This is a genomic window from Actinoplanes sp. CA-015351 (assembly GCF_050955685.1).
Taxonomy (GTDB): domain Bacteria; phylum Actinomycetota; class Actinomycetes; order Mycobacteriales; family Micromonosporaceae; genus Actinoplanes.
This window is the reverse complement of the sequence record NZ_CP192102.1, coordinates 8316003-8342103: the sequence shown is the minus strand read 5'-3', so window position 1 is coordinate 8342103 and position 26101 is coordinate 8316003. Positions and strand designations below refer to the sequence as shown.

The window sequence follows — 26101 nt, the reverse complement described above, 5'->3', positions numbered from 1 at the left end:
GCATCCCCGAGCATGCCGCCGGGCATGCGCACCACCTGTGCGTTTACCCAATCGAGTGACAGCGTGCCGCAATACGGGCGAAAGGCGCTCGTGACCTGGGCCGGTTAACCTCGGCCCATCGTGGGAAAACCTGATCAGTTACTCACCACGCCGCCGGAGGCCTTCATGAGTCTTGACCGTGCCCTGGCTCCCGACCCGTACGATCTGCTGCCGCCGGTCCCGTCATTCACGGTGACCAGCACGGACGTGACGGACGGGCAGCCGCTCGACGAGCTGTTCGCGCACACCAGCGTCGGCGGGAAAAACCTGTCGCCGCAGCTTTCCTGGTCCGGCTTCCCGGACGAGACGCGCGCTTTCGTGGTGACCTGTTACGACCCGGACGCCCCGACCGGCAGTGGTTTCTGGCACTGGGTCGCGGTAAACCTGCCGGTGTCGGTCACCGCTCTGGACCGTGGCGTCGATCCGTTGCCGGACGGCGCCTTCTGCGTCCGCAACGATTACGGCGAGCGCAATTACGGCGGTTCCGCGCCGCCGCCCGGTGACCGCGCGCACCGATACGTTTTCGCTGTGCACGCGATCGACGTCGACGCTCTCGAGGTGACGCCCGACGCGTCCCCCGCCTACGTCGGTTTCAACCTCGCGTTCCACACCCTGGCCCGGGCCACCCTGCGCCCGACGTTCCAGGTCCGGGGCTGACAAGTTCTCCAAACGAAAAAGCCGCCGGCTTGCCGGCGGCTTTTCGATTGCTTGCGCTTCTTGCTTGGGTACGCCTTAGCGAGGCGCTCGTGCCACGCAGAAGACCGACTGGCCGAACGGCGGCCGCACGACCCGCTCGGCGGCCTTGGTCACCGGCAGCACGACCGAGTCGTAGATCTTGACCATCGGGCCCTCTTTCGGCGCCAGCTTGAAGATGCTGGTCGCCGTGTAGTAGCCGAGGAGGCCGAGGGCGTTCGCGTAGTGAATCTTCTCGATCTCCAGGCCGGCCTCGGTGAAGGCGGCGGCAAGGGTCTTCTTCGTGTACCGCCGGATGTGGCCGGTGGCGATGTCGACCTGGCTCATCGCGAACATGAAGGCCGGCACGATGATGATCACGGCGCCGCCGGGGCGGACCAGATCCTTCATGCTGCTCAGTGCGCCCACGTGGTCCTCGATGTGCTCAAGAACGTTGTAGGACACCGCGGCGCTGTACTGCCCGTTCGCCTCCGGCGCGGGCAGGAGCATCTGCTTCACGTCGATGGTCGGGTAGTCCGCCATCCGCTCTTTGAGCAGCACAAGACGGTCCGGGTCGGCCTCGGTCGCGGTGAACCGCGGGAGGTGCTCGGACCACTCGATAGCGTAATCACCGAGGCCGCTACCGATCTCGATCGGATTATCGCCGAGGTACGGGAGCGCGAGCTCGACGAACCACCTGCGGTGGTTCACAGCCGTGGCGAGGCCTTCGAGCACTTCGGACTGGATCCGCTGGTCTCCAGTGATGTCTGCCATAGGTGAGGTTCCCTCATCTTGCCGATCTGAGCTGACAGCGGGACCGGAGAAGTTAACCATCTGAAGCGACTATCCGAAAGTTGAGCGCCGGTACGAACTGATTTTTTGGCCTGATTGAGACATAGGTAGGTCAGGTACTCGTATGGGTTACGCGCTGAAAGCCCGCTGAGAGTGCACCATCGCAGGACACGCGGAAAACACGCGTACATATCGGCTCTATCACGCATCGGGCGCTCATCGCTGAACTCTTCGGAACCTCGGTTAGGCTCGCCGATGCTATGACGATTACGGGTTTTGACTCGACAGGCCAGTCGACCGGTGAGAACGTTCTTCCGCCGCGCCAAGCGACCGCCGACGTCGACCTGGACGCGGAGCTGATCGCCCTTGAGGGCGACGTCGGGGTGCGTGCGCCGGCCGCTGTTACTCCGACCGTGGAGACCGCCGATGAGCAGGAGATACGCCCTGCTCGACGCCGCCTTCCATGGCGTGCGCTCTCCTGGCGCGACGTGTGCGCGATCGGCAGCTTCCTCGCCGTCGCCCTCTTCGTCACGGCACCCTTGTGGCTCAATCTTGATCATGAGTTGCGTGATGATCCACAGGATCAAGCATTCTTCGAGTGGATGCTGGCGCACGGTGCCCGAGTGCTCACGGATGGCGTCTATCCGTTCTTCTCGGACCGCATGAATTACCCCGACGGGGTGAACATGATGGCCAACACGTCAGTCTTGGCAGTTTCCTTGCCACTGACGCCCATCACTCTTCTGTTCGGTCCGCATGTGTCGTTCAACGTATTTCTTACCGGAGCATTGGCATTAACAGGTACTTCGTGGTACCTCGTGCTGTCGCGCCGGTTCGTCGCGTCTCGGCTGGCGGCCTGGGTCGGCGCTCTCTTCTGCACGTTCGCGCCGAGCATGATCTCGCACGCCGGCGGCCATCCGAACATCGTCTCCCAATTCCTCGTTCCGCTGATCATCTGGCGCACCCTCGAACTGCGTACGCCGCGCCGGGCGATGCGCAACGGGCTGATCCTCGCCGGGCTGCTGATCTGGCAGGCGTTCATCAACCTCGAGATCCTCTTCATGACCGCGGTCGGGCTCGGCATCTTCTGCGTGTTCATGGCGGTCATCCGGCGTAAGACGCACCGCGGTGAGGTGCTGACGTTCGTCCGCGCCCTCGGTGTGACAGCGGCGGCCACCCTGGCCGCGCTGGCGTACCCGTTGAGCGTGCAGTTCTTCGGTCCGCAGAGTTACGCGGGCCTCGCCGAGTTCGTCCGGAACTTCGGCGCCGACCTCGGGTCGTTCACCGCGTACGCGAGCCGGTCGGTGGCCGGCAACAGCGCGGTGGCGGCCGGCCTCTCGCAGAACCCGGCGGAGGAGAACGCGTTCTTCGGCTGGGGCATGGTCGTCCTCTTCTTCGGACTGATCCTGTGGATGCGCCGGAGCGCCGCGGTGGTCATCCTCGGTGGCATCGCGGTCTTCTTCGCGGCGATGTCGCTCGGCCCGCGCATCTACCTCAACGGTGTGAACACCGGCGTGCCCGGCATCTGGTCGATCCTGCACAGCGTTCCGGTTCTCGATTCGGCCGTGCCGACCCGGTGGGCCATGGCGATCGCCCCGATGGTCGGCATCGTGCTGGCTCTGGGCGTGCAGCGGGCCTTCGACATGGTCCGCAGCCAGCCGCAGTCCCGTGGCCCGGTCCGGGTCGCCATGATCACCGCGGTGGCGATGGCGCTCGTGCCGCTCGTGCCGACCCCGCTGCAGACGACGCTGATGGACCCGGTCCCCGAGTTCGTCACGTCCGGCGCCTGGAAGCAGTTCGCCGACGAGGACCACACCGTGGTCGCGCTGCCGCTGCCTGACTCGAGTTACCCGGACCCGCTGCGCTGGACCGCGTTCACCGGGCACGAGATGCGCATCGCCGGCGCGTACGCACTGTTGCCGAACCAGGACCCGCGCAACCCGGATGACCGGACCGCGATCTTCTCGCCGCCGTGGCGGCCCACCAGCGGCCTGATCACCTCGGTCCGGCAGGGCAACCCGATCCCGGAGATCGACGACACCCGGCGCGAGATGGCCTTGGCCGACCTGCGCTTCTGGCAGGCCGGTGTGGTGGTGCTGACACCGCAGCCCCGAGACATCGAGATGCTGCGGACGTTCTCCGAGCTGATCGGCTTCCGTCCGACCTGGACCGGCGGCGTGTGGATGTGGGACGTGCGCGCCCTGGTCGACAATCCGGACGCCAAAGTCACCGCCATCGGCATGAAGTAAGAGCCGGGTAATACATAGAGAAGGCGGGCCGATGGCCCGCCTTCTGGCGTTCTTACTTGATGCAGCAGCCGGGGCAGACCTTGGGATTTGGCAGGGTGAAGGCCAGGCAGCAGGTCTTGCGGCGGACGTCCAGTTTGCCGTGGTGGCTCGGGTACAGCTCGACCAGGTCGCGGACGCCCAGGCTGCCGAGCAGCTTGTCGATGCTCTCTGCGGACGAGCCGGGCAGGGCGTCGGCCGACCGCAGCACTCCGTACGCCACACCGGAGGCGAGCGAGCCGAGCAGTGTGCGCTTGCCGAGCCGTACCTTCGCGTGGATCGCGTCCAGCAGAGGGCCGAGATGCTCGTCGAAGACGGATCTGCGGAACTCGGCCAGCAGGGCGTTTTCGTCGGCGACTACGCGTACCCCAGGGTGGTTGGTGAGCGCGAGGGGGTCGCCTGGCAGGACCGCGACGGGGGTGTCCGGCCGAAGGCCGAGGGTGACCAGCGGGCGCGGGTCGGTGAAGTGCACGACCGCGTCGGTGGCGGTGAGCAGCGGGACGCGGCGCGCGGAGGCCCAGCCGAGAACGGCCGGGAGGGTGAGCCAGTAGGTGTACGCCTTCCAGGCGAGCGCGGCGGCCGCGTGGGGCTGCGCGTTCCAGCGGCGGGAAGCGTTGCCGAGGAGAGTCTCAAGGTGGGCGTCGGTGAGGCGCGCGGCGGGCATCCAGCCGGCGAGGTCGGGCACCACGAGATCGGGAGCGAGGCCGGGAATCTCGGTGCTGGTGCCGAACATCGCACGGAGAGTGGTCGTCACCGGGGCGAGTGGCTGATCGGCGCGGCGCGACCGGGACAGTTCCAGGGTGGTGCTGGTCACGGACGCCTGCCTCCTCGCCAGGGGGTACTTCAAGAGGTCTGAGGCGACCCACCGTACTCCGTTAAGGGTAGCCTAACCACACCTGGGAGCGGGATCTTTCGGACGAATACCCTCGGCGATAATTACTTTACGTAGCGTTGCCGGGCTGGCGGGTTCGTCAAGGTATCTGTCGGCAACGCGCTACTAGCACCTTGCGGACACGGAGAGCCAGCGACACTTAACGTGCCGTCGCGAAGGGGACATCCGTGATGACCACCTCGCCCATTGAACGGGCCGCAGAGCAGTTCGTTACGGCGCTTGCGCAATGGCGGGTCGAGCGCGGAATGACCAAGAAGCAGCTCGCTGCGCGTATGGGCTTCGATCCCTCCTATGTCAGCCACGTCGAGGGGCGGCGCCACAAGCCCACCGAGGACTTCGCCCGCCGAGCCGAGGCGGTGCTCGGCGCCGGCGGCATGATCTGGCAACGCTTCCAGGAGTACGACGAACTCCGGCACGCCCGCGGCTCGTCCCTGCACCGTGACCCGCCGGTGCCGGTCCAGTGGCTGCCACCGGGGACCGGGCTGGTCGTCGAGCAGGAGATCGCCGAGTTGGCGTACACCGACGGAGCCTACCGCTGTCGCGTGCGCCGGTCGCTCTACAACGCCGGAGTCGAGCCGGTTACCCGCTATCTGGTGAAGATCGCGGTGGATCGGTACCCGCACGACCCGCCCGGCTCCAACCGGCACCATCGCGACCACCCGCTCAGCTTCGACGAGATGGACGTGCACGCCTTCGCCGGCGAGGGCACCGCCGCTGAGCCGATGCAGTGGCGGGTCAAGCTCGACCGGGACGCGGCCAAGGAGATCTGGCTGCTGTTCGCGAACGAGCACGGCCAGTTCCCGCTCTATCCCGGCGAGCGGACCACGATCGAGTACGCGTACACGGTCGGCGAGGAGAAATGGGGGCAGTGGTTCCAGCGCGCCGTCCGGCTACCGACCCGATCGCTGACCGTCCGGCTGAACTTCCCGGAGAATTTCGAGCCCCAGGTCTGGGGTGTGGAGGCGTCCCTCGCCGCTGAGGTGCCCGTCCGTACCCCGTTGGAACGCCGCACCGAGGGAGGTCGTGCCATCTTCGAGTGGTCAACCGACGCGCCCCTGCTCAACGCCAGGTACCGCCTTGAATGGCGGTACCGCGGCGCCGATGCTCCGATCTACGACGAATTGGGGCCGCCGGAGCCGACCCTGCCGCGCGCCTCGCACCGGATGCGGGGCATCGGCATCATCCAGCGCGGATCCGACCTGCTGCGGCAGCGGGCCCGTCACTTCCAGCTCCCCCGCGAGGGCGGTGCCGCCCAGGAGACCGTGACCCGGCTGCTCACGTCCCTCGGCCGGCTCCAGGACCTGCACGAGTTCAGCAAAGGGGTCGGCCTGGCCGCCACCCAGATCGGGGTGCCGGTCGCGGCCGCGGTGGTCCAGCCCCCGGAGTACGACACCCAGCCGGTGGTCCTGCTCAACCCACGGATCGTCGGAGAGTCCACCGAGTGCGACGACCAGTACGAAGGCTGCCTGTCGTTCTTCGATTACCGGGGCCTTGTCACCCGGCCGCTGCGGATCGACGTGGAGCACGCCCGGTTCGACGGGACCAGGGTGGTCACCACGTTCGACAGGGCGCTGGCCCGGCTGATCAGCCACGAGATCGACCATCTGGAAGGCCGGCTCTACGTGGACCGGATGACGCACGACGCGAAACTGGTGCCGGTGGCGCAGTACCAGCAGACCGGCCGGCCGTGGGATTACTAGCCGCTCCTATTGCTCGGTGAAGCTGTCGTACTTTATCCGCACTGACGGGACCTGGAGCTCGGCCAGCTTCTTCAGGGTGGATTTGACCATCTTGCCGGAGCCGGAGACGAAGAAGTCGTGCTCCTGCCACGGTCCGTACCGGGCCACCACGTCCGAGATGTCACCCTGCTCGCCGGGGAAGGTCGGGTCGTCGCTGCACGCGGTCACCACCGACAGCCAGGGGTACCGCGCGGCGAGCCGGTTCAGGTCGGCCAGGTCGTACAGGTCCTCGCGGGTCTTCGCGCCGAAGAAGACGTGCACCCAGCGGGTCCGGTTGTACCGGGTCAGCTCTTCCAGCAGGGACTTGATCGGGGCCAGGCCGGTGCCGCCGGCCACGAACACCGCGTCCCGGGTGGAACGGCGGTCCAGCGTCATAGTGCCCATCGGGGCGGCCACTTTGATCATGTCGCCGACCTGGAGGCGGCGTACCAAAGCGCTGGAAACCCAGCCGGCGCCAACCGCACGGACATGGAACTCGAGGGTGTTGTCGCGCCGTGGCGCGTTCGCTGGTGAGTAGGTGCGCCAGAGGCGCGGCTGGTACTTCGAGCACTCGATGCTCAGGTACTGGCCGGCGCGGAATTCCAGCGGCTGCATCGGCAGGGCCGTGAAGACCGCGATGTCCTTGGCGCGGCGCTCGTGCGCCACCACCTCGGCGTACCAGTACGGCGGATTCGGGTCGGCATCCGCGCCGGCCAGCATCTTCGAGGCGATCACGGCGTACGCGTCCGCCCACGCCTGGTCGTACTCGACACCCCACTGCTCACCCGCAAAGGCACGCATCGCCTCGATCAACGCTCCGCCCACAACCTCGTAGTGCTCCGGTTCCACGTGGAACTTGCGGTGGTCCCGCCCCAGACCGCGCAGGTAGTCGTCGAACTTCTCCGGATCCTCAAGCGTCTGCACCGCGGTGACGATCGCGTTCAGCAGACGGGTTCGCTGCACGTCCATGTGCACGGGGAAGAGCTCCCGCAGGTCCGGGTACGACAGGAAAATGCGCGCGTAGAAGTAGCCGGCCACCTTGTCCTGATGTTCCTCGACGAGGCTCCAGCTCTCCTTGAGCAAGCGTGCGAGGTCTCCCATGCCATTCAGGGTGGTCAGCACAGTCAGGAACACGACGCACCAAAAGTGCGACTCGTCACGGAGTCCGGCGCGTCGCTTGATGAAATAGGGCCGTTTGTGCCTGCCGTAAAGTTGCCCGGTGACTCTCGAAGACCGGCAGCAGGCCACCCGCCCGGGGTATTCCGTTGAGATCGCCATCGTGCTGCTGCTGTCGCTCGGGCAGTCGGCCGCTTACGCCATCGTGTCGCTGGCGGCGAAACTCACCGCTGCCGCGCCGCTGGCCCAGCAGACCGCGGTTCTCAACGCACCCCAGTCGGCGCGGCCATACCTGGACCTGACCCGGCAGCTGCTCGGCATCTTCTTCGAGCTGATCCCGGTCGCCCTCGTACTCTTCCTGCTGCTGCGCGACCGCATCTCACCGAGCCGCGAGCTCGGCATCGATTACCGCAGACCCCGCTTCGATCTCGGCTGGGGTTTCGGTTTGGCCGCGGCCATCGGGATCCCCGGGCTCCTTCTTGTGTACGCGTCACTGCAGCTCGGAATCAACGCACAGATCGTCCCGTCGGCTCTGGCGCCGTACTGGTGGACCGTGCCGGTGCTGGTCCTGTCGGCGCTGCAGAACTCGATCCTCGAAGAAGTGATCGTTGTGGGGTACCTGGTCACTCGGCTGCGGACCATGAACCTGTCGATCGCGTGGATCGTCGCTATCTCAGCAGTGGTGCGCGGGTCGTACCACCTTTATCAGGGGTTCGGCGCCTTCATCGGGAACGCGGTGATGGGCGTGGTGTTCGCGCTGTTCTTCATCAAGACGAAGCGGGTGATGCCGCTGATCGTGGCGCACGCCCTGCTCGACATCACCGCGTTCGTCGGATATCAGCTGCTGCCGGACAACTGGCTGGACTGGCTCCGGGTGTAAAGCTTGCGGGCCTTGGTCGCGGTTGCCGCGATGGTGTTGTGGCCGGCCAGGATCGTGCTGAGCAGGCTGGTGCCGGGAAGCGCGCGGTTGATGTATCTGATCGCGGCGTAGGCGGCGAGGGTCTTGGCCGGCTGCTCCAGTGGGGCACAGGCCAGGATGTCTTCTGCTCGCTGGGTATCGGTGGGGTCCAGCCCGTGGATCGCTGCCAGGTGGAGCACCAGCTCGGCATGCGTGATGCCGATGGCGGCGATCGCGGTGGACGGGCCGGTGATCGCCGTCAACGAGCCACGGAGTACGGCTGCCCGGGCGAACGTCTGCGTCGTCAGGCGGGTCAGGCCCTCGGTGCTGGCCGTGGGGTAGATCGCGCGCAAGTTGGCGACGTGGTCGCGGGCGCGGGGGCCGAGGGTTTGGACAGCCGTCAGGGCCAGGGTTTTCGGGGCGTTGGCGGGGTCGGCGAGCAGCTGGGAGAGAAGGTCAGCGGTCTGCTCGGCCGTGGGTGCCGTGGGTGCCGTGGGGGCCGTGGGGGCCGGGGGTGCCGTGGGGGCCGGGGGTGCCGGGGGTGCCGGGGTGGGTTCCGGCGGGAGTGTTGTTTCCGCGATCGGGATGGGCGGCTTTGCGGTGGGGGTTCGCTTGGCCGGGGTTGCTTTCTTGACGGGGGCGGCCTTTTTCGCCGGGGCGGTGGCCTTGCTTACCGGGGTTACCTTTTTCGTGGCTTTTGGTGTGGCAGCCTTTTTGGCGGGCGGGTCTTCTGCCCGGGTCTGCTGGGCCGGGACCGTGGAGGCGGGCGGCCGGGGCGCTGCCTTCCGGGCGGGCCTGCGAGTGCCGGCCGGCGGGGCTGGGGTGTTCGGTGAGACGGCGGGGGCTTTGGGCGTACCCGGGGAAGGCTCGGAAGGGTGACCTTCAGCACCTGGGCCGGGACGCGGGGGTTGGAACGTGACCGCCGGCGGCGCGCCGCGGCGGGCCGCGCGCTGCTCGGCCGGGGCCGGGTGTTCCGGTGCCTGCTCTGGTGCTTGCTCCGGTGCTTGCTTCGGGGCGGTGAACGGCGACTGGCGGCGGGTGTTCTCCTCCATCGACGCAGCCTAGCCGCTGACGCGACGTTTCGCCTGTTGGCGACCCCTTACGGAGATCCGTGGCGTGCCGGATGTGGCCCTCTTTGTGCGGCGTCCCAGGGGTCCGGTATTGTCAAGCCTCGGTGACCTTCGGGGCACCGGGGAGACTTCGCCTAGTCTGGTCTATGGCGCCGCACTGCTAATGCGGTTTGGGTTAACCGCCCATCCCGGGTTCGAATCCCGGAGTCTCCGCGCGAAAGTCGGTGTTGTAGGCTGACTTAGCAAGTGAGGGAGCGCCCGTAGCTCAATGGATAGAGCATCTGACTACGGATCAGAAGGTTAGGGGTTCGAGTCCCTTCGGGCGCACATCTTGATTAGGCCGTGACCTGCGGATACGCAGGTTGCGGTCTTTTCGTTTCCCGGTTTCAAGCTTCGAAATCCCGCCTGGTGGGACCGTGGTGATCCGGTGGTGATCGCGTGTCGAAAGACTGTCGATTCGTAGTGGATCAGGCCTCCGTCTCCGCTTGGTTCGGCGCAGGCTTGTCGCCGGCCACAGCCCGAACGAGATTCCGCAGCGCGATGATGGAGTCCACGTCGTCCACCTCGCGGCCGCTCTGTACCTTCAAAGCCTTCCGGATGATCGGCAGATCGGCATCCCAGCCGCGTACATGCCAGCCGATCGGGTTCAGAAGGAATCGGCGCTGCAGGCGACGCTGAGGCGACCCTTGAAAGGCGATCTTGCGAATAGGCTGTCCTTCTCAGTTGGTCATCTTCGACTGCGACGGCGTTCTGGTGGATAGCGAGCCGATCGTTCTCGGCGTTTTGGGTGAGCAGATGCGGCAGCTCGGCGTCGGCATCACCGACGCGGAATGCGGTCGGGACTTCACCGGGCTGACTCAAGACGTCACGGCCGCCCGCATCGCCGATCGGTTAGGCGCGCCGATTCCTGCGGGCTGGTTCGATGAACTCACCCGGGCGGTTGATGCAGCGCTACGCATCCAGGTGCGCCCGGTTCCGGGAGTGCAGTCTGTTCTCGCTCGGCTTGATGTGCCCTTCTGCGTCGCGTCCAACGGTCGTCCCGAGAAGGTTGCATTGACGCTGGCCGTCACTGGGCTGGCCGGCTACTTCGAGGACCGGATCTTCACCTCGCACCAGGTGTCACGAGGTAAGCCGGCTCCGGATCTGTTCCTGTTCGCTGCAGCGAGTATGGGAGCGAAACCCGAGCGGTGTGTCGTCGTCGAAGACAGCGAGCCCGGTGTTGCCGCTGCACGGGCCGCGGGGATGCGTGTCCTCCAGTTCGAGCAGGAGCGCCGCGTTGGCCCGCCGTCTGCTGGTTCGTTCAGCAGCATGACGGAGTTGCCGGCATTGCTCGGTCTCTGACCGTTGTCATTGCGGCACGCCGAGTATCCCTGACAATATCGGTCGAAGCGGGCGCTGGTATCCACGGTAGAGTCGGCCCATGAGTTCGACGGCGCGTAAGGTCTCGCTCACCGGCATCAAGCCGACCGGCGAGCCGCATCTGGGCAATTACATCGGTGCGATCCTGCCGGCACTGAGCTTGGCCGACAGCTATGAATCGGTCTACTTCATTGCGGACTATCACGCGCTGACGACGATCCGTGATCGTGATCTACTGCGGCACTACACGCGATCGGTGGCGGCTTCGTGGCTGGCCGCAGGTCTCGACCCGGACCGGACGACGTTCTACCGACAGTCGGACATCCCGGAGACTTTCGAGTTGACCTGGGTGCTGTCCTGCGTGACGGGCAAAGGGCTGATGAACCGGGCGCACGCTTACAAGGCGTTCCGCGACCGTAACCGGGAGGCCGGCAAGGAAGACCTCGACGCCGGGGTCAACATGGGTTTGTTCAATTACCCGGTTTTGATGGCGGTCGACATTCTTCTCATGGATGCCGATGTGGTTCCGGTGGGCCGTGACCAGCTCCAGCACGTCGAGTATGCGGCCGATATCGCTGGGGCGTTCAACGCGCTCTACGGTGACCGTTTCTCGTTCAAGGTTCCTAAGCCGATCGTGCCGGATGAGGGTTCGGCGCACACGCTGCCCGGCACCGATGGGCGGAAGATGAGCAAGTCTTACGGAAACACGATTCCCCTGTTCGCGGCCGACGCCGCCCTGCGCAAGGTCATTCGACGGATTCCGACTGACAGCGTGCCCGTCGAGGCGCCCAAAGATCCAGACTCAGCGGTGGTGTTCACCCTTCTGGAACGCTTCGGCACCCCGGATGTGGTGGCGGAGACCCGGGCCGGGCTGGTCGCGGGCGGAGTCGGGTGGGGCGAGGTAAAGGCCCGGCTGACGGATGCCCTGATTGCTCGTTTCGCGCCGCTGCGCGAGCGATACGAGACGTTGATGGCTCCGGGCAGTGAGCTGGATGATTTGTTGGTTCACGGTGCTGACAAGGCGCGCAAGCAGACCCGGCCGTTGCTGGAGCAGGTGCGTGACGCCATCGGGATCGGCTAGCTTGCCGGCGAGCGGGTGAGCGCTTCGACCACTTGATCGGCGCACTGCCAGGCAGTCGTCCATTTACCGGGCAGTGCGACGATGAGGTTGTTGGTCCTGATCCACCCGGTCGGTGGGTCGCGTAGGTCGATGACCCGTGTCGAGGGAGCGACCGTTGTCTCTGCTGGCTCACAAACGGTGCTCGACAGCACTCTGAGGGAATTGTCGGTGGTGGAAAGCCCGCGACGGGCCAAGGCGACTTGAAGACGGTGGCGTTCGGTGTCGGCGGCTCCGTACTGGCCGGCGTTGCTAGGAAGGCCGGCTCGGATTCCCTCCCGATCGGGGCTCAGGGCCAGGAGGTCGCCGTCCAACCAGTAGGTCAGATCGCGGCCACCACCCTGCGGGAGCTGTCCCCATACGATGCGGCGGCTGCGCAGATCGTGGGCCAGCCCCATGGCGGACAATAGGACTGGCGTGTGCGCGCCGGTGGCCAGTACGACCGTGGCCGGCGTCGTGGTGAGGTCGCCTGGTAGGTAGATCGGTTGGTCGTGTTCCGTCACTACACCGCTGGCCCTGGCTAAGTCGGCGAGGCGGTGGTGCAGAGTCGGTAGGTGGACGCTGTAGTCGGGAATGCTGAAGGCGGCAGCTGCAGGGAGCGCCGAGCCCACAATTCGTGGATCGATTTCTGTTGCAGTGATGCTGAGTCGCTGCCACGCGGCCTGATAGCGCTCGACGGAGTCAACCGAGTCGAATAGTGCGTAGCCGTGAGGCATGCCGATGCGGGCCGGACCAGCGAGGTCATGCCACCGATCTCGGTATTGCCAGCACGCTTGTGCCACGTCAGGTAGGACGGGGGCGTAGACGGCGCCGGAGTGCAGTTGCCCGAAGTTGGCCAGCGAGGCACCTGGTCGGCCGTCACCGACGCATCGGACGGCGAGGCCGCGGCGTGCTGCGGCTATCGCGATGGCGAGGCCGCAAAAGCCTGCTCCGACCACGAGGACATCGACTTCTTTCCTAGCCACGTCCGCTCCCGTTGTTGGCCCGGGCCGGTGCGGAGGCACGGCCGTCGGTGACAGGGATGCGATGGCGTCCGGCAAAGCGGCGTAGTAACTGCGGGGGCGCGACGTGGTGGTCGATGCGAACGCGTATCCGCCGCGACGCAAGGCTGAGCCGGCTACGGGAGACCGTACGGTGCGCTTGCATGGAATCGCGGCTGTTCAGGCGGACTGCCGCAGCAAGACGAAGGAGCCATGGTCGCATCATTCCGAGTTCGATCTGTCGACTCGGTAGCGCCGGCACGTGGCACACGAAGCCTAGATCTGCTCGCAGGGCCCCTGCGGCTTCCACCATTCGCTGCGCGGCGTCATCGAACGAACAGCCCGAGCGGTCTTCCTCAGCAGGGGCCGTGAGCAAGGGAAGAAGTAACCCGAGGCCGGGCACACCCAAGCGGGCGTACGAGATCGCCTGGCGCTGTTTGGCCATTCCGTATGGCGTTTGAAGGAGTTTCGGGGCCACGATTGCGGTGGTGCTCGCTGCCACCAGAACACAGGGTCGGCCGCTATCGGCAAGCGAGCGGCTGAGCTGCACCACGGTGCGGGTAGCACCCTGAATGCTTCGGCGCATTGCTTCGACCCCGCTGCGGTCGAGAACACAGTCCACCACCCAGACACGGCTCGACGCGACGGTCAGGACTCGTGCCGTCGTCACCAGTCGATGCCGGTCGTGCTCGTTGGTCAGGTCCGCCGTGATCCAGTGGCCTCGGATGAGGAACTTCGGCCGGGTGCGGCCGACGGCAATGACGTCGAAGCCTGCAGCGACGAACCGCTGGAGTGTCGGTCGCCCGAGTCGTCCCGATGCTCCAAGGATGATGACTGATTTCATCAGGGCCAACACCTCCGCCAGATCTTGGCGAAGGTGTTGAAAGAGTGGCAGTACTCATGGCGGACATCGCTCCACGGCCGTGGCCGTTCAATACGGTCAGCGAATGCCTGACGGGCGGCGGCGACGGCTTTCATATCCCAGCCGCTACTCAGCTCGATGGCCGACAACAGCGCTGCCTGCCCGGCGTCGTCATCGTTCAGGACCCGGGCGGTGATCTCATCGGGGGCCATATTGAGATGGATGCTCGAGGCGGGGATGCTCTTGGACATTTTCGGGTAGCCCGCGAGTCCTTCGAGGACACGGAAATAAAGGGCACCGATCTGTCCGCTCCAACCCATGCTCAACGCGCCGGCTTCAGCTTGCCGGCTCAAGACCAGCCGAGCCAGGTCGGTGAAGTAGGCCTCCTCCATACCGGACACCATGAGGACGTTGGAGGCGCCCACTTCGAACGGGCCGAGGACATCGGCGACGGTGTACAGCGAGTCGACCACGACCCCGATCTCACTACCGAGCAGGCCATGATCGGCATAGAGCTCCAACAGGCTTTCGCGATGTTGCTGGAAATCGGCGCGAGACAGGTATCGGGCAACACGGCCGGCTCGGACAAGGTTGGCGTGGTCGAGGTGGCTGCGCAGCCCAGCCGTGTTCGGGTCGAGGCCGAGTGCCACGAAGAATGCCGCCATCTGGTCGCGGATTTGAACCAAGGCTGCCCAGGGAAGGTTACGAGAGTTCCACGCTCCTAGATCGGAAAGTACGACGGTCATCGGTGCCTTGAGCTGGCGTTGGAGTTCGATCGCGCCCAGCATGACCGACAAGGTGCCGGCCGTTGGGGCGTTGGTGGGACCGAATCCGGTCACGATGGCCAGGGAGTCACGGTTCGCGGGATCCAGTACGGCGAGCGCATCGTCGAGGTGGGTGAATCGGACCGCGGTGGGGCCGAGATGTTCGGCGACCTCAGCGGCAGTATTCGGATCGAACGGGTTGGCAGGCATGCGAGTCTCCTTACCGAGCGGTGATGAGGGAGGCCAGAAGGCTTTCGGCGCGACCGGCCCGGCGCGCGCACCGGACTTGATTGGTGGCGTCGTTGAGGCCTTGGCCGACGTTGCTCACGCTGAGCACGAGGGCAGCGTTCATCTCGACCAACCTGGTGGCGGGGGTGTCCGCGTGCGCGGTCAGTGCCTCGACAACGAGTGCCGCATTGCCGCCGTGGGTGGGCCGGTGCGCGACTGCTCGTCGCCAGGAAGAGGTGGATTTCGCCCCTCGACGAAGGCCGCCGGTGATCACCCCGTCGGTCAGTCGGGCGAGCCTGGCTACGCCGACGTCGGCGTATTCGTCGACGGTTTCGCCGACGGTGAGTTCGGTGGAGACGACGACCCCGCTGGTGAGGTCAGGCCTGATCTGGCGCAGTGTGGCGGCGGCGAGGGTGACGTCGCTGTGCGCCAGACCGAACAGATAGCCGCAGGCCTCCACTCCCAACGCGGCGATAGGCATGAAGAAGCTGGCCGGATTCAGCGTGGCGAAGACACCGTCGTAGCGAGCCGCATAGCGAGGGCAGAACTGCGGATACGAGACGAAGGCGATGCCGTGCCGTTCCAGACTTTGCGGGATGGCCTCTGGATTGAGCACCGGCTTAATACCCAGAACATCGAGGATGTCGGAAGCACCGGACACGGCGGACACGGAACGGGAGACGCCTTTGACGACGGAAACGCCGGTTGCCGCGGCGAGGATCGCCGCGGCGGTGCTGATGTTGAAGGTCTTGAACTGCTCCTTGCCGCTGCCGGCGACGACGACGGTGCGCTCGGGCACGGGGATGAGTCGACCGCCGTACTCGGCCAGGATCGGATCGAACTCGGCGGCAGCCCGCCACCACTCGAGTAACTCCTGAGGCCCGAGACGGTCCGTACGCAGGAGTTCGGCGCACCATCGGCGCCATCGGTCGTCGGCAAGTGGTGACGGATCGCGCAGCAGCGCTTGAAGGGCTGCCGCGGACCAGGCGTCTCCACAAGTTTCAACTGCCCCGGCGGGGTTGGTGATCGTTGGTACGGTTGCCATCGCATTTGCCGAGGTGGCGACGTCTTCGCTATGTCGAATCACGCTCACTAATGTCGATGTGTCATCCCTCATTCGGGAGGCTCATCGTGAGCGCTCACCGTGAGCGGTCTGGTCGACGCCCACGTACGCTCACGACGTGACCGACTCATCTGCTGACGTACCCCTGACCAAGGTCTTCGGCGAGCGCACGATCTATGACAATCCGTGGGTACGGCTCGTCCAGGTCGACATCGAGCCGCCGGATGGCCGACGCTTCTGGCACCACGTTGTGCGCCTGCAGACTGTTGCGGCGGCCGTCGTCGTGGATGAGCAGAATCGCGTTCTGATGCTTCGCCGTCATCGTTGGGCTACCCAGGAGATCGGCTGGGAGTTGCCGGGCGGCATAGTCGGCCAGGGCGAATCGGGAGCCGACGCAGCCATGCGTGAGGTCGAGGAAGAGACTGGCTGGAAGCCGCTGGGATCACCGCAGCTCGTCGCCCGGTTTCAGCCGATGCCGGGCATGGTCGACACCCCGCATGAGGTCTACTTCGCCAAGGGCGCCGAACTCGTCGGCGAACCGACCGACCTTGAAGAGGCCGGCATCGTCGACTGGGTACCACTCGACAGCGTCACCTCGCTGATAAAGAACGGCGAGGTACTTGGGTCGGGATCACTCGTCGGGCTTCTCGGGGTTCTTTCATCGGGTCTGCTGGAGCAATAGCTCCAGGTCTCGGATCCGACGCTTCTGCCGTCGCGAGCCGATTCCTATGGCGAGATCACGAGCGTGGTCGAGCTGGCGAACCGCTTGGTCCTCATGTTTGGCAGTTACCAGCGAATAGGCAAGATCCACGTGAAGCTGTGCCTTCGCTCGCGCCCACGATGAGTCCGTGCCGGTGAGCGCGAAATGCATCTCGTCGATAGCCGACTCATCGCCGAGACGCGCGAAGGCGGCTCCGCGCCAGCGAGCAAGGTGAAACTCGTTGAGCATGATGTAAGGCACCGCCGGATCCGCTGGGTTCGCCGGAAGAAGGCGTTCCGCGCGTTCGGATGCGTTGCGGCTCAACTGGTCGGCACCGATGATTGCCTGCATCTCTCCGAGGACCGCCCACAACCAGGCCAGGAGCACGGCAGGCACGGCACGGTCCGCCACAGTGAGCGCGTACTCGGCGAGCTGAACCGCTTGCACGGTGTCGCCGATATCGAGGAGGACGTAAGCCTGCTGAGCCAGGGCATGCGTCAGTGCGATGGGAGAGCCGGTTTCCCGCCCGGCTTCTTTGGCAGACTCGTGATGCCGCCATGAGGCAGCCACGTCACCTAGGTCGAGGGCTACCCAGCCTGCCAGGGCGGCTGCGTCACAGAAGAGGTCGGCCAGCCGTTCCCGCCTACCCGGGAGGAGGCTGAAGGAACGGAGTTCCGCCAAGGTGCCCATATAGGCAAGAAGCTGCAGGTCAGTCACCTGAGAACCGAGACTTCGATCAACCTTGCGGATCTGATTAAGTTGGTCGCCTAGCAGGGTCAGCCCAGCGTCGTTGAGCCTCTTCGCTCGGCCCAGTAGATCTCGGAGCACGGTTGCGCCGTCATCCGCTGATGGCATCGCCTCGAGAGTCAGCTCGTCTAGTGACAGGTCACCGACGCGGCAGAGCCGTCGATCAATCTCCAGCCCATCGGCCACGCGTTCGATGGTGCTGTGCTTCTAGATCTTCCGACTTCCCTTGATGTATTCGCGAATGCGTTAGCCGTCGATGCCGGTGCGGGCTGATATCGCGCCGACGCTCCAGCCCCGAGCCCGCAGGAACGCGAACACCTTGCCGAACTCGTGGCGGGCCAAGATTTCAGATAACGGCTGCCCCTCGTGGGTGGCCGAATTCCACCAGAGTGTGTCGATGGAAGCCATCCCCGCCCTCCCCGCTCGGAAGGCTCAGGGTAGGACGATGGCTACGTTGATCGCATCCATTCATCGAAATCGAAGGAATGCGACGATCTCCCGGCTTGCAGGTGCAAGCCCGGAGCCATGGGCAGGGTTTGTCGCCGGCAGACTTGAGCGGGGTGAACGAGGAAGCCGGACGGTGACATGAGTTGGTGCGGTCGCGGCTCACGTCCTGGTCAGAGAGCACTTGACCATTCCGAAGAGTCACGCGATCGTTCGTGCACCTGGTCAGGTGGCTACGCAACCAGACCGGTACCACGGCGGTCGGCCCGGTGGCCGTCGCTATGGCAGCGCCGCCGGGCCTCCCGATGAGGGAGGTCCGGCACGTGGCGTTCGGCCGGTGTCGTGCCGGCCTTCGATGGAACGAAGGCCGGCCCACCATGTTGCTGTGGACCGGCCTGTCGGACTGACCGCTATGCGGCTTCGCGGGGGATGAGATTGGCGGCTGCGTCGGCGTTCGGGCGTCGTAGCTCGAGGATGACCGAGGTATAGGTGTCGGAGGTGAGGCCGATGGTGGAGTGGCCGAGGACTTCCTGGATCTCTTTCATGTCGGCGCCGCCGTGGCGTAGGTAGGTGGCGGCGCAATGGCGGAGGTCGTGCAACCTGACCGGTGGTAGGCCGCTCTTGGTGACGAGGTGGTCGAAGCGGTCGCTGATGGCCTGTGGATGCCACGGCTGGCCGTCGGGACGTACGAAGAACAGCCCGGTATCCGGCCAACTGGCGCCGCTGACCTGCTGCCAGCGACCGCGCATGTTGAGGTAGGCGGTGAGCCCGGCGATAGTGGTCGGCCCGAGGGGAACGATCCGGTCGCCGGCGTCGCTCTTGACCTTGCGGGTGATGGGGGCGTATCCGACGGTGGTGATCTGTTGGACGATGCTGAGGTAGGCCTCGTTGAGGTCGACGTCGTAGTCGCGGAGTCCGATGGCTTCGCCGCGGCGTAGGCCGCGGTGCAGGATCAGTTCGAACAGTGGGTAGAGCACGGCGTCGTGGCGTTGGGCGTAGTCGAGGAACTGTCCGGCCTGTTCGGGCCGCCACACCATCACCGGGCTGGGCCGTTCGCCGGTGGCCTTCCACAGTTCGATCGCCTTCGGTGTCCAGACGCGTGCCTTCGGGCGGGTGCCGGATTCGAGTTCGATGCCGAGGGCTGGGTTGGTGGGGATGAGGCGGGCGCGGCGGACGGCGTCGTTGAGCGCTACCCGCACGGTGGCGTACAGCCGGACCATGCTGGATGCGCCCATCGGCCGGACGCCACGAAATTTCTGACGTACGACCGGATCGGTGTTGGTTCGTGCGGCGCGGATCTGTTCGTTGCGGGTGTCGAGTGCGGTGAACATGACTTGGATGTGGCTGGTTCGCAGGCTCTGAAGTGGGATGTCGCCGAGGTGCGGGATTAGGTAGGAGCGGATGTGGTCGCCGTACCCGCGGATCGTCTTGGGTGAAAGCCCGCGCCGTCCGGCCAGCCAGTGGAAGAGGTATTCGCCTGTGGTGGTCGAGACGGCGGCGGGGACTCCGGCGCGGACACGGTCGGCGACGGTGTCCCGGTCCGGTAGCGGGATACCGTTCCTGCACGCCTGCAGCAGGTCCCCGATCTGTACGGCGAGGCCGGTGTCGTCGCCGGCCAGGGCGAGCAGCGAGCGGGCGTGGTCGAGTTCGGCGCGGGTGGCATCGCGGTCGTCGAAGCCGCTGCGGCGTAACAACCGCCGTCCGCGTCCGAGTGCGGTGGGGAGTTCGAGTTGGTAGCCCCAGACGCCGTGGGTGGTGCTCCACGAGCCGCCGGGTCGGCGCAGTTTCGGGCAGCCGCTGTTGAGTCGTTTCCCGGTGGTGGCGTCTTTGCAACCGCACCGTTTGGTGATGGATCCTTCGCTGGTCACGGTTCTCCCTGCTGAACGTGGTCGTCGACGGCGGGCGTTCTGATTCCGTCGTGGTGATCCACGCTTCGCATCGCCGACGGCGTCAAGTCGCCGCCGGGCGGGATGCCGAGGGCGGTGAGGATTCCGGCGACCGGTACGCGGTAGCGGGTGCCGGCGCGGATGACCGGTGCCGGGAACTCGTCGGTGCGGGCGAGGTCGTAGGCCAGGGACCGGCCGAGGCCGAAGATCCGCGCGGGGTGGGTAGGTCGGTGACGGCGCCAGGGCACGGATGCGGTCTGCGGTCCACACACCGTCGCGGTGGACGGTAGAGAAGCTCGGGTTCGGGGTGGCGTTCATGGTGAGAGTGCTCCTGTCGCAAGAGACGGGCCTACGCCGGGCGCATCCCGTGTCGGCCGCCGGCGCGGGCGGGATGCGCTGGCACTCTCAAACCGGCTCTTGTCAGCTCCGGCGAACACTCGTCGATCTAACAGATTTCTAACAGAGTTCTGACAGCGCCTGACGAAAGTCTGACAGTGCAGCTCAGCGGCTTGATCGACAGTGGAGGCCGAGACTCTGACAGACCGGCACGGCGACTTGCGGAACGCGCTGTCAGTCGGTTGTGTACAACCGACTGACAGCGCGAGCGATCATGCTGACGCTCCGCGCCGAATCCTGTCGGGATGCCGCTGACCTGCACTGTCAGACATCCTCAGCGGCCTGTCAGAAAACTGTTAGACCGGAGAGTGTTCGCCGGAGCTGACAAACCCCGTTTTGAGGATGACGTCGCCGGCACGCGCGGCGCACAGGCGACCGGCCGGACAACGCTCGCGCCGGCCTCCCGAAGGCCGCACCCTCCGCTAGCACCCCAGGCGTCAGGACCGACGCCGGCCTCACCCGCGGCCGTCAACCGAACGCAATGGCGTCTGCCGCTGGACCGCCATCCGTGCCCGCCGATTCTCGCCAACACCAGGCCGGCCCGACGGTGCAGATGTTCCGGACGGCCGCCACCGCCCCCATCACCTCTCGAAGATCGAGGAGATCTCTGTGCAGTCCTCGTACTCGCCACCGACGACGGTTCGCGCGTCAGTGCGGATGTCAGCCTTGCCGTCAGTGTTGACGTCAGTCTTCAACCGGACCCCCGAACCGACCCCCACGACCGCCTCACAGTGCAGGTCAGGGCGGCTGCGGCTACCAGGGACATGTACTCCGACAGACCCTGCAATCGTTCGGGTCTCCCCGGGGGGACGCCATGGATGATCCCGTCCTGCGGGTGCAGTCCCAGCTCACCGCCCGCGACCGGATCCTGCTGGGCTGGCTCTACGACCACGGCGTCCTCACCACCTTCCAGGTCGCCAACGCTCTGTTCTCGTCGCTGGACTTCTGCCAGCGTCGCCTTCGCGCCCTCTACCAGCTGCGGCTGATCGCCCGGTTCCGCCCTCAACGCGCCGACGGCGGCTCATACCCGTACCACTGGCTCATCGACCAACTCGGCGCTGAAGTCGTCGCCGCGGCTCGCGACGAACGGCCGCCCCGCCGCGACCACGCCCGCTTGGAACGCCGCCGCTGGACCTCCACCCAGACACTCAGCCACCGACTCGGCGTCAACCAGTTCTTCACCGACCTTGCTGGCCACGACCGCACCCACCCGCACGGTTCGCTGCGAAAGTGGTTGCCAGAGGCGGCCTGCCAACGTGCCGGTACCTTCGCCGAACCGGACGATCCCGTCCTGATCCGCGCCTACCAGCCCCGTGTACGCCCAGACGGCTACGGCGTCTGGGAGGAAGACGACAAGGTCGTTCCGTTCTTCCTCGAGTACGACACTGGGGCCGAACAACTCGGCGTCTTGATTGGCAAACTCGTCGGCTACCGCAAGCTGTTCGCCGAGATCGGGCGAGCATGGCCGGTGCTGTTCTGGCTGCACTCCGCAGCCCGTGAGCGCAACTTCCGGACCCGGCTCGCTGCACTGCCTTCAGTGATACCGATGGCGACCGGCGCACGAGATCATGCGGCGCTCCGCGGGCAGCCCCCAGCAGAAGCGGTGTGGGCGATCGCTGGAGACGGAGAGGGCCGTACATCCCTGGCCAAGCTCAGCGTGCTGGCTGTCAACACGCCCGAATCGCTGGTATCCAAGCCATAGCCACCGCAGCGGCTGGCCCTGGCCCGTACGGCCCAGGACACCGGGGCCGTTGGACACAATCCGCCCCGCGGCGATGGGCCGAGCTTGGCGGCGAATTGGCCGATCGGAGGCGGGTCGCTGCTTCGAGCCAGCCGTCGACTGCTGTCACCGACCGCGACAACAAGAGGTAAAGCCGAAAATCCGAAGGAGCATTGTGGAAATCCGATGGGAAGACTTCCAGCGCCAAGCCGGCGAAGCGTTCGCGGCGGTTACGAAAGGTCTCGGCGAGCGCCGGATCATGGTCAACAACGCTGGCCATCTCGCAGCGGCCCTGGCCCGACTGCCTGCTGACACTCCTGTGATCATCGTTGGGACCACACGGATCGATCCCAGTCGGCGTCAAGACGCTGATCAACACATAGTCACGCTTGCCGAGGTGGTTCCGATTGCCGTGGCGGACACGACCGTCGTCGACGATACGGGCAACGAATACCCGGCGTTCGCACCAGCTGTGCAGCTCGGAGCGGTCGTCATGAGCCGGAATGCCGTCAGGCCGCCGTTCGTGACCGTGCCCCAGCCAGCACAACAACGCGCCGAGGAAGCTCTGGCAGGCGGCGAGTTGGTGAATGCCTTGGCGGCCCAGGTGGAATTGCTGACCTGGATCTCGGGCTCTCTGACCACGCCAACAGAGGTAGTGCCCCTCGACTTTGACAATGAAATCGTTTCGGAGCACATCGAGGATGCGGACCTCAGCCCTGCGCTCACCCTTGAAGCCGAGCGACTTCATCAAGCCGCCCGTCGCCTCGCGGCGCTACACGCGCGGGCTGCCGAGTACGAAGCCGCAGCCGGCGTCGTCGAAGAAGCCGAAGGAATCGTCGAGGTGGCCACGCGCGCTAATCCGGACGACTCCGGGTCCGTGAGTTGACCCGCGGTGCTGGTGCGGCCGTCTGACTGTCGCTTCCATCGATATGTGCTAGTGCTCATCCGGTTACGCCAGGTAGTGTCGCGACGGGTGGCGTAGAGGCGATGGGGGTCGGTTCTTGCCGGACTGGCGTGACTTTGTGTGCAGTGCACTGGAATTTTGGATCAACGCTGAGGGCGGGCCGAACAGGGCAGGAAGACCGCTGCGGCTCGGCCGAGCTCGCCCAACGGAACCTGGTTGGTTCTCAGTAGATCTGCGGGGCCTGCGGTTTACCGGCATCGATCAGATCGAGTCACTTCGGCTGGCCGGCCCAGACGGCCTTGAGACCGGACCGTCGTACGCAGTTCTTGAGGCTGTGCAAGAAGGCGAGACGGTTCGGTTCCGGGTTCCCGAGTTCATCGACCTGCCCGAGCCGCAGCTTTGGCAGAGCAAACAGCCGCCCACCCGGCTGCTCGTCAAGCTCAAGGAAGGCATCGCTGGGCTGAAAGAGGCCGGCCTGGCGCATGAGCTCGCAGCAGGGCGGCTTACTCCGGCTCCCAGTCATCCGCCGCACGTCAGTGACTTCACTCCTTCCCAGGACGCGGCTCTCTCGGCGTGTCGCGGTCGCGGAGTCCATCTCGTGTGGGGCCCACCCGGGACCGGGAAGACCCGCGTACTCACCGAGGCGATAGATGCACTGGTCCGCGACGGCAAAAGGGTCCTGCTCGTTTCCGCGACCAACATCGCCGTGGACAACGCTCTGCTCGGCGCGGTGAAAAGCAAACGACATCGTCAAGGCCACCTCCTCCGGGTCGGCCCACCGCATCATCCGGAAGTTCTCGAACATCCCGAGGTTTGTTTGCCGGTGCTGGTGGAGCAGCGGCTGACGGCGGTCAGCCAGGAACGCGCCGGCATCGAGCAACGCTTGGTGGAGATCCGAAAGGAGCGCGGCGAACTGGCTCGCCTGGAGCGAGACCTTGCTGGCTTCGATCCAGACGCCTACCACGGTGCGAGGCGCGCTGCGGCCGCCGCTGCCTCGGTTCCTCAGCTGGCATCTGACCTGTCGAAGAGTGAGGAGGCTCGTCGTGTCGCGCAGATCCAGTTAGCGGACGCAACAGCGGCTCACGACGATGCAGAGACTCGGTGGCTTGCTCTCGAGCAGGCTCGCCAGGCTTATTCGGAGATCGACCACCTCCGGCGAGAAATTGAGGAACTCGTTGCGGCCGCTGACGGCCAAGCTGCTCGCTCACTGCAAGCCAGCCATGTGGCGGACCTGATCGACACCGAAATCCGTGATCTCGTAGGCACTCGTCGTTTTCCGCGGCTACGTGATCGCGGTCGACTGAAAAAGCTGGCAGCCGACCAGGAACAGGCCACGGCGCGGGCGCAGGAAGCCACTCTGCGGGCGCGTGAGGCGAAAGATCTAGTGGATCGCCAACAGCGCCGGTTCGAGGTCCGAAAGGAGCAGCTGACGACCAAGGCCGGTTGCAGCCGCTCGGACATCCGAGATGCTCAGTCGGCGTTGTTGAGGGCACGTCGGGAATTGGAACAGTCGGCCACGTTGGTCAATGAGATCACCGAGAGTCGCGACATCGCCCAGCAGCGTCTCCTCGCCGCAGAGGCCGCATCACCGACCGACGCACAGCGCGCATTCGTCGCCGACGCAGACCGCCGAAATCTGGTGACTCTCGATGCGCAGATGCGTGTCTTGCGCACCCGGCTCAACGCCTCCGAAGGTGACTGGGGGCGCCTCGAAGCTCAGTACGCCAAGGTGCAGGAGCAATTCACACGGCTTAGCCGAGATGCTGAAGGCGAAATCATCCGTAGCGCCCGCCTGGTCGCGACCACCCTTGCCCGGCTCCGGATTAGTAAACCGCTCATGGACGGACCGTACGACGTCGTGCTGGTGGACGAGGTCGGCGCCGCGAACCTTCCCGAGGTGCTGCTCGCGGTATCTCGTGCGGGCCAGGCAGCCGTTCTCTTCGGCGATTTCATGCAGCTCGGCGCCATCATCGACAACAGGGAGGTCAGCAAGACGGACCGATCCGACGTACAGAAGTGGCTGATTCCGGACGTGTTCACACACTGCGGAATCACATCCGCGAACGACGCCGACCGGCATCCCGGCTGCACCATGCTCGATGTGCAGCATCGCTTCGGACCACAGATCATGGGGCTGGCCAACGCGGTTGCCTACGATGGCCGCCTCAAAGCTGGCAAGTCCGTCCGGCCGCATGTCGAGAGCGACCCGGAGATCTTGCTGGTGAATGTCGACGGTCTTGGGGAGATAGGACGTGTACGAAGCGATGGGCCCTTCAAGGGATGGTGGCCCGCCGGCGCACTCCTTGCTCGTGTGTTGGCCGACTTCCACCAAAGCCGCGGGGAGCGAACGGGCATCGTGACGCCGTACGGGCGGCAGGTCGAGGCAACACTTGAGGCGCTCAGGGATCACGAGACCGGGGGCTCACTTGTCACCGAGGTAGGTACAGCCCACCGTTTCCAAGGCCGCGAGTTCCCGATTGTCATTTTTGACATGGTTGAAGACGAATACGACAGTCGTTGGATGGCCGAGGCCAGCCTCACTAAGAGCCTCTTCCTGCGGGACGGCATCCGGTTGTTCAATGTCGCGATCACTCGAACGCAACACCGGCTCTACCTGATCGGGAGCTGGAAACGCATCGAGGACGCTGCAGCGGGAACGCCTTTCGGGTACATCGCTGAACTCATCCGGACGAAGCGCGCCCGGGTCATTCACGCCAATCATCTGGTCGCTCCGACGTCGACCCCAGACGACGATCTGGCGCACCTTGCGGGATCCTTCACTGGCGAGTTGGCCGAGCTGCTGGCCCAGCATGTCCGTGTCGAGGACATTCACGACGAGCGGACGTTCTTTGATGTTTTTGCTGATCACATTGCCTCCGCACGCCAGTCGATCTGGCTATGGGCGCCTTGGACCACCAACCGGGTCAAGTCCGTCTTGCCGCTGCTGCAAGCCGCCGTCGACCGGGGCGTGCACATCACCCTTTTCGTCCGTGACCCAGGCGACAAGACGCAGCGCGAGCCAAAGCATCAGAAGTTTCTGGCCGACCTCCGCGCCGTCCTTCACACGGTTATCGAAGTCAACGTCATGCACCAGAAGATCGTCGTCATCGATGAACAGACAACGCTACTTGGCAGCCTCAACGTGCTGTCGCAGAGCTGGACCCGCGAGGTAATGGTGGCGATGCGTGGTGCGCACTTCGCTCGGAAGCTCCTCGAGCACGAGCACTCCGCCGACTTCTCCCGCCAGCCGCCATGCGGTGCATGCGGAAGTTCTAAAGTCGACCTGCGTCGACGACGCAACGGGAACTGGTACTGGCGGTGCTACGCAGAGACATGCCCGAAGCGGACCCCCAGCGGTCGGGGTGGCTGGACGCATGACATCGTCCTCGGCTCGAGACCAGCGCCTCGGGTTACGGCCTCGCCTCAGCGTTCAGATCGGACGCGCTGAG

General features: G+C 65.5%; 22 protein-coding genes and 2 tRNA genes. 12 read left to right on the top strand and 12 right to left on the bottom strand.

The features are described 5' to 3' along the window. The first annotated feature begins 165 nt into the window (after positions 1 to 165). Positions 166 to 696 carry a YbhB/YbcL family Raf kinase inhibitor-like protein gene (locus ACQP2E_RS37930; protein ID WP_433827743.1) on the top strand — a complete coding sequence of 177 codons (531 nt, stop codon included), beginning with the start codon at positions 166 to 168 and terminating at the stop codon, positions 694 to 696. A 75-nt stretch (positions 697 to 771) separates the two neighbouring features. Here the strand turns inward: ACQP2E_RS37930 and ACQP2E_RS37925 are convergent, their stop codons facing one another. Continuing rightward, the gene (locus ACQP2E_RS37925; RefSeq protein WP_433827742.1) at positions 772 to 1485 is read right to left on the bottom strand and encodes a class I SAM-dependent methyltransferase; all 714 of its coding nucleotides are present in this window, start codon (positions 1483 to 1485) and stop codon (positions 772 to 774) included. 278 nt (positions 1486 to 1763) lie between these two features. Here ACQP2E_RS37925 and ACQP2E_RS37920 point away from each other — a divergent pair, with 278 nt between their 5' ends. Further along, positions 1764 to 3752 carry a hypothetical protein gene (locus ACQP2E_RS37920; RefSeq protein ID WP_433827741.1) on the top strand — a complete coding sequence of 663 codons (1989 nt, stop codon included), beginning with the start codon at positions 1764 to 1766 and terminating at the stop codon, positions 3750 to 3752. Positions 3753 to 3804: 52 nt separating this feature from the next. Here ACQP2E_RS37920 and ACQP2E_RS37915 read toward each other — a convergent pair whose 3' ends face one another. Next, positions 3805 to 4521, bottom strand: coding sequence for a hypothetical protein (locus ACQP2E_RS37915; protein WP_433834250.1), 717 nt, complete (start codon positions 4519 to 4521; stop codon positions 3805 to 3807). A gap of 329 nt (positions 4522 to 4850) precedes the next feature. Here ACQP2E_RS37915 and ACQP2E_RS37910 point away from each other — a divergent pair, with 329 nt between their 5' ends. Then, the gene (locus tag ACQP2E_RS37910; protein WP_433827740.1) at positions 4851 to 6380 is read left to right on the top strand and encodes a peptide deformylase; all 1530 of its coding nucleotides are present in this window, start codon (positions 4851 to 4853) and stop codon (positions 6378 to 6380) included. Positions 6381 to 6386: 6 nt separating this feature from the next. Here the strand turns inward: ACQP2E_RS37910 and ACQP2E_RS37905 are convergent, their stop codons facing one another. Further along, positions 6387 to 7499, bottom strand: coding sequence for a globin domain-containing protein (locus tag ACQP2E_RS37905; protein ID WP_433827739.1), 1113 nt, complete (start codon positions 7497 to 7499; stop codon positions 6387 to 6389). A 118-nt stretch (positions 7500 to 7617) separates the two neighbouring features. On the opposite strand from ACQP2E_RS37905, the gene ACQP2E_RS37900 reads away from it, so the two are divergent. Further along, positions 7618 to 8394 carry a CPBP family intramembrane glutamic endopeptidase gene (locus tag ACQP2E_RS37900; RefSeq protein WP_433827738.1) on the top strand — a complete coding sequence of 259 codons (777 nt, stop codon included), beginning with the start codon at positions 7618 to 7620 and terminating at the stop codon, positions 8392 to 8394. On the opposite strand, the gene ACQP2E_RS37895 is transcribed toward ACQP2E_RS37900, so the two are convergent. Continuing rightward, entirely contained in the window at positions 8352 to 8765 is a 414-nt protein-coding gene (locus ACQP2E_RS37895) for a hypothetical protein (protein WP_433827737.1), read from the bottom strand. The two genes, ACQP2E_RS37900 and ACQP2E_RS37895, sit on opposite strands and share 43 nt — an antisense overlap. Before the next feature lie 840 nt (positions 8766 to 9605). On the opposite strand from ACQP2E_RS37895, the gene ACQP2E_RS37890 reads away from it, so the two are divergent. From ACQP2E_RS37890 to ACQP2E_RS37875, 4 genes are all read left to right on the top strand, one after another. Next, positions 9606 to 9695 (top strand) — tRNA-Ser (locus tag ACQP2E_RS37890). A gap of 41 nt (positions 9696 to 9736) precedes the next feature. Continuing rightward, positions 9737 to 9809 (top strand) — tRNA-Arg (locus ACQP2E_RS37885). 396 nt (positions 9810 to 10205) lie between these two features. Continuing rightward, a complete protein-coding gene (locus ACQP2E_RS37880) occupies positions 10206 to 10823 on the top strand; it encodes an HAD family hydrolase (RefSeq protein WP_433827736.1) in 618 nt (205 codons plus the stop codon). Positions 10824 to 10902: 79 nt separating this feature from the next. Next, entirely contained in the window at positions 10903 to 11922 is a 1020-nt protein-coding gene (locus ACQP2E_RS37875) for a tryptophan--tRNA ligase (protein WP_433827735.1), read from the top strand. Here the strand turns inward: ACQP2E_RS37875 and ACQP2E_RS37870 are convergent. Genes ACQP2E_RS37870 through ACQP2E_RS37855 form a run of 4 tightly spaced genes read right to left on the bottom strand, consistent with a single transcriptional unit; the run spans position 11919 to position 15885 of the window. Beyond that, positions 11919 to 12923, bottom strand: a complete 1005-nt coding sequence (locus tag ACQP2E_RS37870) for an FAD-dependent oxidoreductase (protein WP_433827734.1) — start codon at positions 12921 to 12923, stop codon at positions 11919 to 11921. The two genes, ACQP2E_RS37875 and ACQP2E_RS37870, sit on opposite strands and share 4 nt — an antisense overlap. Further along, positions 12916 to 13782 (bottom strand): hypothetical protein, encoded by an 867-nt coding sequence (locus tag ACQP2E_RS37865; protein ID WP_433827733.1) that lies wholly within the window; start codon positions 13780 to 13782, stop codon positions 12916 to 12918. The genes ACQP2E_RS37870 and ACQP2E_RS37865 overlap by 8 nt, the downstream gene beginning before the upstream one ends. Beyond that, the gene (locus ACQP2E_RS37860; RefSeq protein ID WP_433827732.1) at positions 13782 to 14774 is read right to left on the bottom strand and encodes a hypothetical protein; all 993 of its coding nucleotides are present in this window, start codon (positions 14772 to 14774) and stop codon (positions 13782 to 13784) included. The genes ACQP2E_RS37865 and ACQP2E_RS37860 overlap by 1 nt, the downstream gene beginning before the upstream one ends. A 10-nt stretch (positions 14775 to 14784) precedes the next feature. Then, positions 14785 to 15885 (bottom strand): hypothetical protein, encoded by a 1101-nt coding sequence (locus tag ACQP2E_RS37855; protein ID WP_433827731.1) that lies wholly within the window; start codon positions 15883 to 15885, stop codon positions 14785 to 14787. A gap of 88 nt (positions 15886 to 15973) precedes the next feature. Here ACQP2E_RS37855 and ACQP2E_RS37850 point away from each other — a divergent pair, with 88 nt between their 5' ends. Beyond that, positions 15974 to 16537 (top strand): NUDIX hydrolase, encoded by a 564-nt coding sequence (locus ACQP2E_RS37850; protein WP_433827730.1) that lies wholly within the window; start codon positions 15974 to 15976, stop codon positions 16535 to 16537. Here ACQP2E_RS37850 and ACQP2E_RS37845 read toward each other — a convergent pair. The 4 genes from ACQP2E_RS37845 to ACQP2E_RS37830 form a co-directional block, all read right to left on the bottom strand. Further along, entirely contained in the window at positions 16514 to 17488 is a 975-nt protein-coding gene (locus ACQP2E_RS37845; RefSeq protein WP_433827729.1) for a hypothetical protein, read from the bottom strand. The two genes, ACQP2E_RS37850 and ACQP2E_RS37845, sit on opposite strands and share 24 nt — an antisense overlap. A 60-nt stretch (positions 17489 to 17548) precedes the next feature. Then, positions 17549 to 17710: a hypothetical protein gene (locus tag ACQP2E_RS37840; RefSeq protein WP_433827728.1), complete on the bottom strand. Its 162-nt coding sequence runs from the start codon at positions 17708 to 17710 to the stop codon at positions 17549 to 17551. Positions 17711 to 18156: 446 nt separating this feature from the next. After that, on the bottom strand, positions 18157 to 19614 hold the full coding sequence (locus tag ACQP2E_RS37835) for a tyrosine-type recombinase/integrase (protein ID WP_433827727.1): 1458 nt from the start codon (positions 19612 to 19614) through the stop codon (positions 18157 to 18159). Continuing rightward, positions 19611 to 19880 (bottom strand): hypothetical protein, encoded by a 270-nt coding sequence (locus ACQP2E_RS37830; RefSeq protein ID WP_433827726.1) that lies wholly within the window; start codon positions 19878 to 19880, stop codon positions 19611 to 19613. Before ACQP2E_RS37830 ends, ACQP2E_RS37835 begins: the two co-directional genes overlap by 4 nt. 962 nt (positions 19881 to 20842) lie before the next feature. Between ACQP2E_RS37830 and ACQP2E_RS37825 the strand changes: the two genes are divergently transcribed. From ACQP2E_RS37825 to ACQP2E_RS37815, 3 genes are all read left to right on the top strand, one after another. Next, positions 20843 to 21730, top strand: a complete 888-nt coding sequence (locus ACQP2E_RS37825) for a replication-relaxation family protein (protein ID WP_433827725.1) — start codon at positions 20843 to 20845, stop codon at positions 21728 to 21730. Positions 21731 to 21923: 193 nt separating this feature from the next. After that, positions 21924 to 22634 carry a hypothetical protein gene (locus tag ACQP2E_RS37820; protein WP_433827724.1) on the top strand — a complete coding sequence of 237 codons (711 nt, stop codon included), beginning with the start codon at positions 21924 to 21926 and terminating at the stop codon, positions 22632 to 22634. 352 nt (positions 22635 to 22986) lie between these two features. Beyond that, positions 22987 to 26100: an AAA domain-containing protein gene (locus ACQP2E_RS37815; protein ID WP_433827723.1), complete on the top strand. Its 3114-nt coding sequence runs from the start codon at positions 22987 to 22989 to the stop codon at positions 26098 to 26100. Position 26101: the final 1 nt, after the last annotated feature.

Excerpts from the sequence above, each read along its gene's own strand:
- ACQP2E_RS37905 (WP_433827739.1), bottom strand. The coding sequence starts at position 7,499 with ATGGGAGACCTCGCACGCTTGCTCAAGGAGAGCTGGAGCCTCGTCGAG.
- ACQP2E_RS37920 (WP_433827741.1), top strand. The coding sequence starts at position 1,764 with ATGACGATTACGGGTTTTGACTCGACAGGCCAGTCGACCGGTGAGAAC.
- ACQP2E_RS37915 (WP_433834250.1), bottom strand. The coding sequence starts at position 4,521 with ATGTTCGGCACCAGCACCGAGATTCCCGGCCTCGCTCCCGATCTCGTG.
- ACQP2E_RS37875 (WP_433827735.1), top strand. The coding sequence starts at position 10,903 with ATGAGTTCGACGGCGCGTAAGGTCTCGCTCACCGGCATCAAGCCGACC.
- ACQP2E_RS37860 (WP_433827732.1), bottom strand. The coding sequence starts at position 14,774 with ATGCCTGCCAACCCGTTCGATCCGAATACTGCCGCTGAGGTCGCCGAA.
- ACQP2E_RS37825 (WP_433827725.1), top strand. The coding sequence starts at position 20,843 with ATGGATGATCCCGTCCTGCGGGTGCAGTCCCAGCTCACCGCCCGCGAC.
- ACQP2E_RS37925 (WP_433827742.1), bottom strand. The coding sequence starts at position 1,485 with ATGGCAGACATCACTGGAGACCAGCGGATCCAGTCCGAAGTGCTCGAA.
- ACQP2E_RS37865 (WP_433827733.1), bottom strand. The coding sequence starts at position 13,782 with ATGAAATCAGTCATCATCCTTGGAGCATCGGGACGACTCGGGCGACCG.
- ACQP2E_RS37910 (WP_433827740.1), top strand. The coding sequence starts at position 4,851 with ATGACCACCTCGCCCATTGAACGGGCCGCAGAGCAGTTCGTTACGGCG.
- ACQP2E_RS37930 (WP_433827743.1), top strand. The coding sequence starts at position 166 with ATGAGTCTTGACCGTGCCCTGGCTCCCGACCCGTACGATCTGCTGCCG.
- ACQP2E_RS37840 (WP_433827728.1), bottom strand. The coding sequence starts at position 17,710 with ATGGCTTCCATCGACACACTCTGGTGGAATTCGGCCACCCACGAGGGG.